Origin of the sequence: Bacteroides sp. D2, assembly GCF_025147085.1 — a bacterium.
Taxonomy (GTDB): domain Bacteria; phylum Bacteroidota; class Bacteroidia; order Bacteroidales; family Bacteroidaceae; genus Bacteroides.
Genome location: NZ_CP102261.1, coordinates 4,249,020 through 4,262,316, shown reverse-complemented (window position 1 = coordinate 4,262,316; position 13,297 = coordinate 4,249,020). Strand labels below are relative to the sequence as shown.

Below are 13,297 nucleotides of genomic sequence, written 5' to 3'. Positions count from 1 at the left end.
TTATGAAACTATATAAATATTCACTTATTCTCATTTTGGGATTTAGCACGCTGGTTTCTTGCAGTGACAAAATGGATCTGTTGAATCCCAACCAGCAAACCTCAAGTACTTTCGGCTTTAATGCCGATGATTTGGAGGAAAGCGTGATTGCCGCCTACAACCATATCCGTATGGAGGGTTCCTATGCTCGTGTAGGCTACACCATCGACGTGTGCCGTGGCGATGAAGCCTGGAACTCTTCACAAGTGTGGTACATGCCTTTCGATGACCTTAACGCAGAAGTTACCTCGGACATCACGTGGTGGCCTTGGCGGGAATGGTACTACACCATCAACGTGTGCAACTTCGCCATTTCTCGTTGCGGTGAGGACAACAGCCAACTTTCTAATAAAATGAAACGTATCAAAGGACAAGTGCTTTTCTTGCGCGGCCTGTCGTACTACAACTTGGTTGGTTATTATCAGAATCCGCCCCTCATCACAGATTATGCCACCTATTCTTCGTTAGACGGACTGTATACCACCAACAGCACTTACGATAACGTGCTCGATCAGGTGGAAAAAGATTTCCACGAGGCGATGGAATTGCTTCCTTCCCGTGATGAAGGCGGCGAATGGGCTGGTGGACGTGCCACCTGCGGCGCTGCGGCAGGCTATTATGCCCGCGCACTCATGATGCGCCAAAAATACAGCGATGCACTCACGGTGCTGAAAGACATCATTGGCAAGAAATACGGCACCTATCGGCTAATGTCCAACTATGGCGATAACTTCCGCGAAGGTTCGGCATACGAGAACAATGCGGAAAGCCTCTTCGAAGTGCAGTATCTTGACTATGGAGCGCAAGGCACCGACGACGAGTGGACTCCGGTAAATACAAGTCCCAATGCCACACAAGGATCGGCTATTGAGAGCAACTTTGGTCCCGGTAACTATGGCGGTTGGGCCGACATCTCGGCTTCGCCCTGGCTCTATCAACTCTTCAAAAGTGAACGTACTATCAATGGCAAACTCGACCCCAGACTCTATTGGACCATCGGAACCTACGAAAACGACTGGGCGGATTTTGAGTATGGTAATGTAGCTTATACGCACAAACTTACAGCCACCGACAATATTGTAACCAACAACACTTACGGTGGTCTGCCGATTGCCAAATTCACGAATCTCCGTACCGGTCTGTACAGCACCATCGTTACAGGCTTGCACGATGGCATCAACCTGCGCCTGATGCGCTATTCAGATGTGCTGCTCCGCGCTGCCGAGTGCGAGAATGAAGTCAATGGTCCTACACAGCAGGCTATCGACTGGATTAACGAAGTGCGCAATCGCGCTGATTTGTCCGACTTAGACCTTTCCGACTTCGACACGACTGACCAACTCTTTGAGCAGATTGCCAACATAGAGCGTCCCAAAGAGTTCGGCTGCGAATTCGGTCGAGGTTTCGACCTCATCCGCTGGGGCTTCTTCTACGACAGCAGCCGCTTGAAACAGCTCAAGGAACACGGTACGGTACGCCGCTCTACAGTGGGAGTAAAGAATCCTGTGAACTACAGCGATGTAACAAACGATCCTGAACTGAAGAGCACTTTCGATACCTACATATCGGGACACGAATTCCTGCCCATTGTGCAGCAGTTGATGAACAACAACCCCAATCTGAAAGGCAACTCCGCCAACTATAGTACAGATAATTCCACTTACTTCCGGGAAAGCGGATGTAAAGTGCGTCCGGTTGTAAATTTAAGCAAGTAAATAAACTTAGAGACCTATTAAAATTTAAGACAATGAGATTACTAAAAAAGATAGCATACGCTTGCTGTTCCGTAACCTTTGGATTACTGACACTGACAGGCTGCACGGATGGCAAACTTTATGACGTAAACGCCCCCGACTGGATTTCCGATAAGATACAGGAAATTGAAGATTCGAAGAAACAACCGGAAGATGAAGTGCTTGAGGGCATGCAGGAAGATGTGTACACCATCGGAAATACGGATTTCACCTCCGGTTGGTGGTCTACTTTCTCCAAGTATTATGTGGTACCTGATGGCGAGAAGTGGAATGCGGTGTTCAATCTCCATATCAACCCGACCGATAACACGTATTTCAAGAACTATGCCCTTGTAGTCACCAACGATGTGGATCGTGGAGGTACAGGATACACTGAATACGGAGCTATCCGTTTTGATGCCACAAGCGATTCTATAGCCTACAACTCGCAATGGGGCAAGCTCTATTTTAAGTACACCACAAGCACATTGCTCCTATCTCCTGATGCCAGCAATGCAGACCCTAACGTACAGAGCTTGGGCGGCAAGGTGACACTCACCGTTGACCGTACCAATGAAAATGCTTTTACCATAAAGATGACCAACGGTGTAGCCACCAAGATTTACAAGCAACCATACAAGGAAGGAAATCTGAATGCAGATGCGAACAACACCAATATCCGCTGCTTCTTAGTTCCCGAAGGTTCTTACATCGATTTCTTGCAAACCAACATCGTCCCTATAGGTGGCCTTACATCTGCTCTAGACAAGAATCCGGTATCGATGGTACTGCAGGACGTACCTGATCAAGTCAACGTAGGTACTCCGCTCGAAGAGGCCATGATCGATGTATCGGCCATCGTTACCTTTGAAGAGGGAGTGACCAAAACTGTACCGGCTGCCGAACTCTCTATCTCTGCCATCCCTGATATGGAGCAACCTGGTGTGAAAACTCTTGTGGTCATCTACAACAAGACCTTAAAGGGTGAGAATTGTGATAAACCGATTATGGCTAATACTACCTTTGAAGTAGTGGAACAGATTGCATCCATCGAGGTGACTACCCCACCCTCGCACACACAATACTATTATTACACCTCGGCAGCTACCGAGAGTTTGGCGAACCGGACGATGGCCTTCGACCCGACAGGTATGGTGGTTACAGCAACTTACACCGACCAAAGTACAAGAATCATTGACAACGCGAGACTCATCTTCTCTGCCGTTCCGGTGAAGACCGGTTCGCAGATCGTTACCATTACTGCTGAAGAAGGAATCACCGCAACGGTAGAGGTTAACGTCTCCAAGTCTATAGCTTCTGAAGTGAGAAACACAACTAGCATGGTAGGAGCCGAAGACAACTCAACGAGCTTCCACGGAGCCTCTTCAGACATATTCAACGTACCTGTGGGCAAGACAAAGTATATCACCTTCACCAACTATAGTGATTTGGCTGCCAACTGGAATAACTTCCTTGTGTTTCTCCATAAAAGCATAACTACTGACGAATACGCATTTGTTCGCGCCGACAACTTCGGATTGGGCAATGGATATGCCGCCTGCGTTAATGGCGGAACACAAGGCGACTGGGGCACTTGGCTTTCCGGTATGAATGGAGCCAAAGTCACGGTCTACGTAACTAATTGCGGCAATAGCACCGCTGACATCCAGGCAGTGATGGTGGGTACTAAAGGCAAAACCTCTACCCAGTATTATTTGGGCATCAATACCATAGATCCCAATGACCTGTGTTTTACATTATCTGTCGAGAAGGCTCATCTTGTCTTCAATGAATAAGAATAACTATTAATTTCTTTATCATCCATATCAAATGAAAAAACTAACATTTTTCTTAATATCCCTGCTGACGGTCTTTGCTTTTGCTGCTTGCTCCGATGGACTGGACAATATCGAATACAATAGAAACAGCGATATAGTCATAGTTACTCCCGAAGTAACTACAGTCACAGGCACTTCGCTGACTGTCACTTCATCGGTCACCGGCAATATCAATCAGGTAGTCAAGAAAGGCTTTTGCTACAGTATCAATGCCCAGAACCCAACTATCAAAGATAACATAGTGGATGCCGATGAAAATTTCAGCGCCACGATTTCCGGCTTGACGGGCAATACCTCTTACTATATCCGCTCTTACGTCTACGGTAACAGCCGTTATACCTACTCGGATGTGCTCACAGCAACCACAGGAAGCCAAAGCCTTGACGAACAGCTCAAAAACTATGTGGCACCCGCCTATGAAGACAACTACATAGGCATAGCCGCTTGGAATCAACGCAGTAAATGGAACTTGGCAAACGTACACGACCCCACAGTGATGAAAGCTGATGACGGATACTATTATATGTATCAGACAGATGCTTCTTACGGAAATGCGCACTCCGGTAACGGACATTTCCATGCACGGCGCTCACGCGACCTAGTCAACTGGGAATACCTCGGAGCAACCATGACCGAAACCCCTCCTACTTGGATTAAAGAGAAGCTGAACGCCTACCGTGCAGAAATGGGACTGGAGCCTATCGATAGCCCTTCTTATGGTTATTGGGCACCGGTTGCCCGCAAAGTTGCCACTGGCAAATACCGTATGTACTACTCCATCGTGATTACTAACTATATCAAAACGGGCAAACCGGAAGTGGATAATAACGGAAACTTCGACGGTTCATGGACCGAACGTGCTTTCATCGGACTGATGGAAACAGCCGACCCGGCAAGCAATATCTGGGAAGATAAGGGGTTTGTTGTCTGCTCTGCCAGCGATAAAGGCAAAACGGACTATGGACGCGTAAGCACCAGCGACTGGAACGGTTATTTCAAGATCAATGCTATTGACCCAACCTATATTATTACTGAGAACGGAGAACACTGGATGATCTACGGCTCATGGCACAGTGGCATTGCTGCCCTGCAACTGAATCCCGAAGATGGTATGCCGCTCCACACCCTAGGCAATCCGTGGGACATCACGGGTGAAAACAACTCCGGTTATGGTAAAATTATCGCTACCCGCGGCAATAGCCGTTGGCAAGCTTCGGAAGGTCCGGAAGTAATTTACCGCAATGGTTATTATTACCTGTTCCTCGCTTATGGTACACTAGCAGTAGAATATAACACCCGCGTCTGCCGCTCTGTCAACATCGACGGTCCGTATGTTGATATGGACGGTACCCCTGCTATGGGAAGCGGAGAACTCTATCCGATACTGACAGCACCTTATCTGTTTAACAATAGCTATGGATGGGTAGGTATCTCCCACTGCGGTATTTTCGAAGATGGAGAGGGCAACTGGTTTTATACTTCACAGGGACGTTTCCCTGCGAATGTCGGGGGGAATGAATACTCCAACGCTATCATGATGGGACACGTTCGCAGTATCCGCTGGGATGCCAACGGCTGGCCTTTGGTGATGCCGGAGAGATATGGAGCCGTGCCACAAGTGCCTATCACGGAAGAAGAAATTGCCGGTAATTGGGAACATCTGTCTCTGACTTCCTCCACTAGTACTCAAAGGACATCTGAAACACTGACTTTTGATGCCGGTACGCATAAGATTAGTTCCGGCAGTTGGAAGGATGCATCGTGGACATTCGATGCGGCTTCACAGACGATTACGACTAGTGCCGGAGTAGTGCTTTATCTACAAAGAGAAGTGGATTGGGAAGCTACTCCCAGAACTCATACCATCGTTTACGCCGCACAAGGAAATAAAAAGACTTATTGGGGAAAGAAGGTTCAATAAACGCTCATTGATATGCTTATTGAAACTGCTTCCGGAATCTTGATATCCGGAAGCAGTTTTTTCTCTTTTATGCTGCATAACATATAAGAGTGTATTTGATACACCAAACTAAAGTGTTACTTTTACACCCAAAATAAGATAAGCATCTCATTTACATTAAAAATAAAACCATGAAAAAACATTTTCTACTTGCAGGAATTGCCGCGCTGATGCTGGCTGCGTGCAATAACAAGCCGGCTTCCGAGCTGACTTTGTCCGGTCTTGACCCGGTAAAATTTCAAACAGAAGTGAATAATGCCCAAACAGCTCTTTACACGTTAAAGAATAAGGCAGGCATGGAAGTATGCATCACTAACTTCGGAGGACGTATCGTGTCTATCATGGTACCCGACAAAAACGGTCAGATGCAGGATGTAGTTTTAGGTTTTGACAGCATTGCTGATTATATTAATGTACCGAGCGACTTTGGCGCTTCTATCGGACGCTATGCAAACCGTATCAACCAGGGACGTTTTGTATTGGATGGCGATACGATCCAGTTGCCACAAAACAATTACGGACACTGCCTGCACGGAGGTCCGAAAGGCTGGCAATACCAGGTTTATGAAGCCAACCTTATTGATCCGACAACACTGGAGCTGACTCGTATTTCACCGGATGGAGATGCTAATTTCCCGGGCAATGTAACAGCTAAAGTGACTTACAAACTGACTGATGACAACGCTATCGACATCAAATATAGCGCAACTACTGATAAAAAGACGATCATCAACATGACCAACCACTCTTATTTCAATCTTTCCGGTGATCCGTCTAAAATTTCAACCGACCATATCATGTATGTGAATGCAGACTACTATACTCCGGTAGACAGCACCTTTATGACTACAGGCGAAATTGCTCCGGTTAAAGACACTCCGATGGACTTTACTACTCCGAAAGCTGTAGGTAAGGAAATCAATAACTACGATTTCGTTCAATTAAAGAATGGAAACGGATATGACCATAACTGGGTATTGAACACTAAGGGAGATCTTTCCCAAGTGGCAGCCAAACTCACTTCACCCGAAAGCGGCATTACTCTGGAAGTATATACCAACGAACCGGGTATACAGGTTTATACCGGTAACTTCCTCGATGGAACGGTAACCGGCAAAAAAGGGTTCGTTTATAACCAGCGTGCTTCTGTTTGTCTGGAGACACAACACTATCCTGACAGTCCTAACAAGGCAGACTGGCCGTCTGTAGTTCTGGAACCGGGACAGACTTACAACAGTGAATGTATTTTCAAATTCGGTATAGAGAAATAATTTAATATCAAAAAAACAAAAGCAGAATAAGATGAACTGGAATTCACACGAGTTTATATGGATCGACTGGGTAATCATCGTAGTCGGTATTTTAGCAGTCACATGGGCGGTATGGCGTTCGATACAGAAAGACAAGCGTTTGCAACAAGGCGCTAACAGTGAAGATTATTTGTTTGGTAAAGGGGAACCCTGGTATATCATCGGTGCAGCTATCTTCGCTGCCAATATCGGTTCGGAACACCTTGTAGGACTTGCCGGCACAGGAGCTAAATCTGGAGTAGGTATGGCACACTGGGAAATGCAGGGATGGATGATCCTTATTTTAGGTTGGCTTTTCGTACCGTTCTATCAGCTGATGAACGTGAAGTTAGGAAAAATCATCACGATGCCCGACTTCCTGAAATATAGATATACTCCTGCTACAGGTTCATGGTTATCTATCATTACCCTCATAGCATACGTATTAACCAAAGTCAGCGTAACAGCATTTACCGGAGGTATCTTCATGGAAAGTCTTCTCGGATTGCCATTCTGGTTTGGTGCTATCGGCCTGATCGTTCTTACGGGAATCTTCACGGTTCTGGGTGGTATGAAAGGAGTTATGACATTGTCTGCTATCCAGACTCCGATACTTATTATCGGTTCGTTCCTTGTACTTTTCTTAGGATTGTCGGCACTTGGAGCCGGTAGTATCAGCGACGGTTGGACTCACATGATAGAGTATGCCAAAACACTTAATATAGGAACAGACGGAGTTGCTCACGGCACAAACCACATGTTCCACTTTGAGACAGGCGACCCGATGTATGATGACTATCCAGGTTTCTGGGTATTTATCGGAGCATCCATTATCGGATTCTGGTACTGGTGTACTGACCAGCATATCGTTCAACGTGTGCTTGGACAACGTAAAGGTGAATCCAGCGAAGAGGTTATGAGACGTGCACGTAGAGGTACTATCGCTGCCGGTTATTTCAAGATTTTGCCTGTGTTCATGTTCTTGATACCGGGTATGATAGCTGCTGCATTGTCGGCACGTCCGGAAAGCGGTTTCGTACTGGATAATCCTGATACAGCTTTTGGTTCAATGGTTAAGTTCGTATTGCCTGCCGGTGTAAAAGGTATTGTTACTATTGGCTTTATTTCGGCATTGGTGGCTTCATTGGCAGCATTCTTCAACTCTTGCGCTACCTTGTTTACTGAAGACTTCTACAAACCGATGTTCAAGGACAAGAGCGAAGCAACTTATGTGTTGGTAGGTCGTATCGCTACTATTGTTGTAGTAATTCTGGGTATTGTATGGATACCTATCATGCAGAGTTTGGGTAGTCTTTATGATTATCTGCAAGGCATCCAGTCATTGCTTGCTCCTGCGATGGTGGCTGTATTCGCCCTCGGTATATTCTCCAAGAAGATTACGCCTAAGGCAGGTGAAACAGCTATGATAGTAGGTTTTATAATCGGTATGGTACGTTTGCTGACCAATATCCTCACGAATACAGGTAAAGATGTGATGTCTGGATGGTACTGGGAATGTACTGCCTGGTTCTGGCAGACAAACTGGCTGATCTTCGAAATATGGCTGCTCGTATTCCTGATCGTACTGATGGTTGTTGTTTCATTCTTCACTCCTGCACCTACTGCCAAGCAGATAGAAGCTATCACCTTTACTGATGACTATAAGACACTCATCAAGCAAAGCTGGAACAAGTGGGATGTTATCACCTCTATCGGTGTAGTAGTTCTTTGTGCATTATTTTATATATACTTCTGGTAATACCCTGATATGAATAAGTATTATAGTACCAATCCAACTTTCTATGTCGGCATCGACTGTATAATCTTTGGTTTCTCCGAAGGGGAAATCAGCCTGCTCCTGTTGAAGAGAAACTTTGAGCCGGCAATGGGTGAATGGTCACTGATGGGAGGATTCGTGCAGAAAGATGAAAGTGTGGACGATGCCGCCAAACGTGTATTGCATGAGCTTACCGGACTGGAAAACGTTTATATGGAGCAGGTAGGAGCTTTTGGAGCTGTCGAACGTGATCCGGGTGAACGGGTAATCTCCATAGCTTACTATGCATTAATCAATATTAATGAATACGACCGGAAACTTGTTCAGAAGCACAACGCTTACTGGGTGAATATGAACGAACTTCCCCCACTTATCTTCGACCATCCTGAAATGGTGGAAAAAGCACGGGAACTGATGAAGCAAAAAGCATCCGTGGAACCTATCGGATTCAATCTGCTTCCGAAACTCTTTACGTTGTCTCAACTGCAAAGTCTATATGAAGCTATTTACGACGAACCGATGGATAAACGGAACTTCCGTAAAAGAGTGGCCGAAATGGATTATATAGAAAAGACTGATAAAATTGACAAACTGGGTTCGAAACGTGGTGCTGCCTTGTATAAGTTCAATAGCAAGGCTTACCGCAAGGACCCGAAATTTAAATTATAATCATTATGCTGGAAGAACTAAAAGAAAAAGTATTTCATGCCAATCTCGAATTGGTAAAGCATGGATTAGTCATCTTTACCTGGGGAAATGTTTCTGCCATCGACCGTGAAAGCGGATTGGTAGTAATCAAACCCAGTGGTGTAAGTTATGATGATATGAAAGCCGAAGATATGGTAGTAGTGGATCTGGATGGCAAGGTCGTTGAAGGACGGCTGAAGCCATCTTCAGACACCCCTACTCATGTAGTGCTTTACAAAGCATTTCCGGAGATCGGAGGAGTGGTACATACGCACTCTACCTATGCTACAGCCTGGGCACAAGCCGGATGTGACATTCCGAATATCGGAACCACTCATGCAGATTACTTCCATGATGCCATTCCCTGCACAGCGGATATGACAGAAGCGGAAGTGAAAGGTGCTTACGAGCTGGAAACCGGTAATGTGATAGTGAAACGTTTTGAAGGCTTGAACCCTGTACATACACCGGGAGTATTGGTGAAAAATCATGGTCCTTTCTCTTGGGGAAAAGACGCGTACGATGCCGTACACAATGCTGTAGTTATGGAACAGGTAGCTAAAATGGCAAGTATCGCTTATGCGGTAAATCCCAATTTAACAATGAATCCGCTGCTGATAGAGAAACATTTCAGCCGCAAGCATGGTCCGAATGCTTATTACGGACAGAAATAATTAAAAATTAAAGATTAAAAATTAGAACAATAACAATTAAAGCAATAACATTATGAACGCATTTAATCAATATGAAGTATGGTTCGTAACAGGAGCACAGCTTTTGTACGGAGGTGACGCAGTAATCGCAGTAGACGCACACTCTAATGAAATGGTTAACGGATTGAACGAATCCGGTAAACTTCCTGTAAAGGTGGTATACAAAGGAACAGCTAATTCTTCTAAAGAAGTGGAAGCTGTTTTCAAAGCAGCCAATAATGACGAAAAGTGTGTCGGTGTTATCACTTGGATGCATACGTTCTCTCCTGCTAAAATGTGGATTCACGGCTTGCAACAGTTGAAGAAGCCTTTGTTGCACCTGCATACTCAATTCAACAAGGAAATTCCTTGGGATACAATGGACATGGATTTCATGAACCTGAACCAGTCTGCTCACGGTGACCGCGAATTCGGACATATCTGCACCCGTATGCGTATCCGTCGTAAAGTAGTGGTAGGTTACTGGAAAGAGGAAGAGACTTTGCATAAGATTACCGTTTGGATGCGTGTTTGTGCCGGTTGGGCAGATTCACAGGATATGCTGATTATCCGTTTCGGCGACCAGATGAACAACGTAGCCGTAACCGATGGTGATAAAGTGGAAGCTGAACAACGTATGGGTTACCACGTAGATTACTGTCCGGTAAGCGAATTGATGGAATATCATAAGGATATCAAAAATGAAGAGGTAGATGCATTGGTAGCTACTTACTTCAAGGAATACGATCACGATGCTTCTCTGGAAGATAAATCAACTGAAGCTTACCAGAAAGTATGGAATGCTGCCAAGGCTGAACTGGCTATACGTGCTATCCTGAAAGCCAAAGGTGCCAAAGGATTTACTACCAACTTCGACGATTTGGGCGACATTGAATACAATGGTTTCGATCAAATCCCGGGTCTTGCTTCACAACGTCTGATGGCGGAAGGTTATGGATTCGGTGCTGAAGGTGATTGGAAATCAGCTGCTCTTTACCGAACTGTATGGGTAATGAATCAGGGTCTTCCTAAAGGCTGTTCATTCCTGGAAGATTACACACTGAACTTCGATGGTGCAAACAGCTCTATCCTTCAGTCACACATGTTGGAAATCTGTCCGCTTATCGCAGCCAACAAACCTCGCCTGGAAGTACACTTCCTCGGTATAGGTATCCGCAAGAGTCAGACTGCACGTTTGGTCTTCACTTCAAAAGTAGGTACAGGCTGCACTGCTACTATTGTAGATATGGGTAACCGTTTCCGCCTGATCGTGAACGACGTAGAATGTATCGAGCCGAAACCGCTGCCTAAGTTGCCGGTTGCTTCTGCTCTCTGGATTCCGATGCCAAACCTTGAAGTAGGTGCAGGTGCATGGATTCTGGCTGGTGGAACTCACCACTCTTGCTTCTCTTACGACCTGACAGCAGAATATTGGGAAGATTATGCTGAAATCGCAGGTATCGAAATGGTACATATCAACAAGGATACTACGATCAGCTGCTTCAAGAAAGAACTGCGCATGAACGAAGTTTATTACATGTTGAATAAAGCACTTTGCTAAAAACAATTATTCAAGTTTCGCATGGCTTAATTATTTCGTTAAGTTTTTGCGAAACTTGATTTTTTTATAATGATCGTTATACCTTAAAATATTGATTTCAACATGAAATTAGATGCAAAATCAACCATCGAGGCAGGTAAAGCAATTCTTGGTATAGAACTCGGTTCTACACGAATAAAAGCTGTCTTGATCGACCAGGAAAACAAGCCTATTGCTCAAGGTAGCCACACTTGGGAAAACCAGTTAGTTGACGGACTTTGGACGTATAGCATTGAAGCCATCTGGTCAGGGCTGCAAGATTGTTATGCTGATCTTCGTACTAACGTAAAGAATGCATACGGCATAGAGATCGAGACTCTGGCTGCCATCGGTGTCAGCGCTATGATGCATGGTTATATGCCATTCAACAAAAAAGAAGAAATCCTCGTGCCTTTCCGCACTTGGAGAAACACCAATACAGGCCGCGCAGCGGCTGCTTTGTCCGAACTATTTGTCTATAATATCCCTCTGCGTTGGAGCATTTCCCACTTGTATCAGGCTATTCTGGATAACGAAGCACACGTTAATGAAATCGACTTCCTGACCACTCTGGCAGGTTACGTGCATTGGCAGATCACAGGCGAAAAGGTGTTGGGAATAGGCGATGCATCAGGTATGCTTCCTATAGATCCAACTACTAACAACTATTCTGCTGAAATGGTGGCTAAGTTCGACAAGCTGATTGCTTCGAAAGAGTATAGCTGGAAGCTACAGGATATTCTGCCTAAAGTATTATCGGCAGGTGAAAATGCAGGTATCCTCACACCTGAAGGTAGTAAAAAGCTCGACGCATCGGGTCATTTGAAAGCAGGAATACCCGTTTGTCCTCCGGAAGGAGACGCCGGCACCGGTATGGTTGCAACCAATGCTGTGAAGCAGCGCACCGGAAATGTATCGGCAGGTACTTCTTCATTCTCAATGATTGTATTAGAGAAAGACTTGTCCAAGCCATACGAAATGATCGACATGGTTACAACTCCTGACGGAAGCCTCGTAGCCATGGTACATTGCAATAACTGTACTTCCGATCTCAATGCATGGGTCAACCTGTTTAAAGAATATCAGGAACTTCTGGGTATACCTGTAAATATGGATGAAATTTACAGCAAACTCTACAATATCGCACTTACCGGTGACACAGATTGCGGAGGACTCCTTTCATACAACTATATTTCAGGCGAACCTGTAACAGGACTTGCCGACGGAAGACCTTTATTTGTACGCTCTGCTAATGACAAGTTCAACCTGGCCAACTTTATGCGGACTCACTTATACGCTTCAGTAGGCGTTCTCAAGATTGGTAATGATATCCTGTTCAACGAAGAAAAAATCAAAGTGGATAGAATTACAGGTCACGGAGGACTGTTCAGAACAAAGGGAGTAGGTCAAAGAATCCTTGCAGCAGCCATCAACTCGCCTATTTCGGTAATGGAAACAGCTGGTGAAGGTGGTGCCTGGGGTATTGCCTTGTTAGGTTCTTATCTCGTGAACAACGAAAAGAAACAATCTCTTGCCGACTTCCTGGATGAAAGAGTATTTGTCGGAGATGCTGGTGTCGAGGTATCACCCACGCCCGAAGATGTAGCCGGTTTTAATACATACATCGAAAACTATAAGGCAGGATTGCCTATTGAGGAAGCAGCGGTCAAATTTAAATAAGCCTCATCACGAGTGCTTTCTCT

9 protein-coding genes are annotated in these 13,297 nt (G+C 45.3%); all 9 read left to right on the top strand.

The window, feature by feature from the left end; genetic code table 11:
• The first annotated feature begins 2 nt into the window (after window positions 1-2).
• Window positions 3-1,754, top strand: coding sequence for a RagB/SusD family nutrient uptake outer membrane protein (locus tag NQ505_RS15095; RefSeq protein WP_008999169.1), 1,752 nt, complete (start codon window positions 3-5; stop codon window positions 1,752-1,754).
• 32 nt (window positions 1,755-1,786) lie between these two features.
• On the top strand, window positions 1,787-3,568 hold the full coding sequence (locus NQ505_RS15090) for a hypothetical protein (RefSeq protein WP_008999168.1): 1,782 nt from the start codon (window positions 1,787-1,789) through the stop codon (window positions 3,566-3,568).
• Between the two features lie 34 nt (window positions 3,569-3,602).
• On the top strand, window positions 3,603-5,531 hold the full coding sequence (locus tag NQ505_RS15085; protein ID WP_008999167.1) for an arabinan endo-1,5-alpha-L-arabinosidase: 1,929 nt from the start codon (window positions 3,603-3,605) through the stop codon (window positions 5,529-5,531).
• A 170-nt stretch (window positions 5,532-5,701) separates the two neighbouring features.
• Window positions 5,702-6,841 carry an aldose epimerase family protein gene (locus tag NQ505_RS15080; RefSeq protein WP_008999166.1) on the top strand — a complete coding sequence of 380 codons (1,140 nt, stop codon included), beginning with the start codon at window positions 5,702-5,704 and terminating at the stop codon, window positions 6,839-6,841.
• A gap of 31 nt (window positions 6,842-6,872) precedes the next feature.
• Window positions 6,873-8,618 carry a sodium:solute symporter gene (locus NQ505_RS15075; protein WP_008999165.1) on the top strand — a complete coding sequence of 582 codons (1,746 nt, stop codon included), beginning with the start codon at window positions 6,873-6,875 and terminating at the stop codon, window positions 8,616-8,618.
• Window positions 8,619-8,627: 9 nt separating this feature from the next.
• Window positions 8,628-9,305: an NUDIX hydrolase gene (locus NQ505_RS15070; RefSeq protein ID WP_008999164.1), complete on the top strand. Its 678-nt coding sequence runs from the start codon at window positions 8,628-8,630 to the stop codon at window positions 9,303-9,305.
• Between the two features lie 5 nt (window positions 9,306-9,310).
• A complete protein-coding gene (locus tag NQ505_RS15065) occupies window positions 9,311-9,997 on the top strand; it encodes an L-ribulose-5-phosphate 4-epimerase (RefSeq protein WP_008648247.1) in 687 nt (228 codons plus the stop codon).
• A 52-nt stretch (window positions 9,998-10,049) separates the two neighbouring features.
• Window positions 10,050-11,576, top strand: coding sequence for an L-arabinose isomerase (araA, locus tag NQ505_RS15060; protein WP_008999163.1), 1,527 nt, complete (start codon window positions 10,050-10,052; stop codon window positions 11,574-11,576).
• A 102-nt stretch (window positions 11,577-11,678) separates the two neighbouring features.
• The gene (locus tag NQ505_RS15055; protein ID WP_008999162.1) at window positions 11,679-13,274 is read left to right on the top strand and encodes a xylulokinase; all 1,596 of its coding nucleotides are present in this window, start codon (window positions 11,679-11,681) and stop codon (window positions 13,272-13,274) included.
• Window positions 13,275-13,297: the final 23 nt, after the last annotated feature.

Excerpts from the sequence above, each read along its gene's own strand:
- NQ505_RS15095 (WP_008999169.1), top strand. The coding sequence starts at position 3 with ATGAAACTATATAAATATTCACTTATTCTCATTTTGGGATTTAGCACG.
- NQ505_RS15090 (WP_008999168.1), top strand. The coding sequence starts at position 1,787 with ATGAGATTACTAAAAAAGATAGCATACGCTTGCTGTTCCGTAACCTTT.
- NQ505_RS15085 (WP_008999167.1), top strand. The coding sequence starts at position 3,603 with ATGAAAAAACTAACATTTTTCTTAATATCCCTGCTGACGGTCTTTGCT.
- NQ505_RS15080 (WP_008999166.1), top strand. The coding sequence starts at position 5,702 with ATGAAAAAACATTTTCTACTTGCAGGAATTGCCGCGCTGATGCTGGCT.
- NQ505_RS15075 (WP_008999165.1), top strand. The coding sequence starts at position 6,873 with ATGAACTGGAATTCACACGAGTTTATATGGATCGACTGGGTAATCATC.
- NQ505_RS15070 (WP_008999164.1), top strand. The coding sequence starts at position 8,628 with ATGAATAAGTATTATAGTACCAATCCAACTTTCTATGTCGGCATCGAC.
- NQ505_RS15065 (WP_008648247.1), top strand. The coding sequence starts at position 9,311 with ATGCTGGAAGAACTAAAAGAAAAAGTATTTCATGCCAATCTCGAATTG.
- araA (WP_008999163.1), top strand. The coding sequence starts at position 10,050 with ATGAACGCATTTAATCAATATGAAGTATGGTTCGTAACAGGAGCACAG.
- NQ505_RS15055 (WP_008999162.1), top strand. The coding sequence starts at position 11,679 with ATGAAATTAGATGCAAAATCAACCATCGAGGCAGGTAAAGCAATTCTT.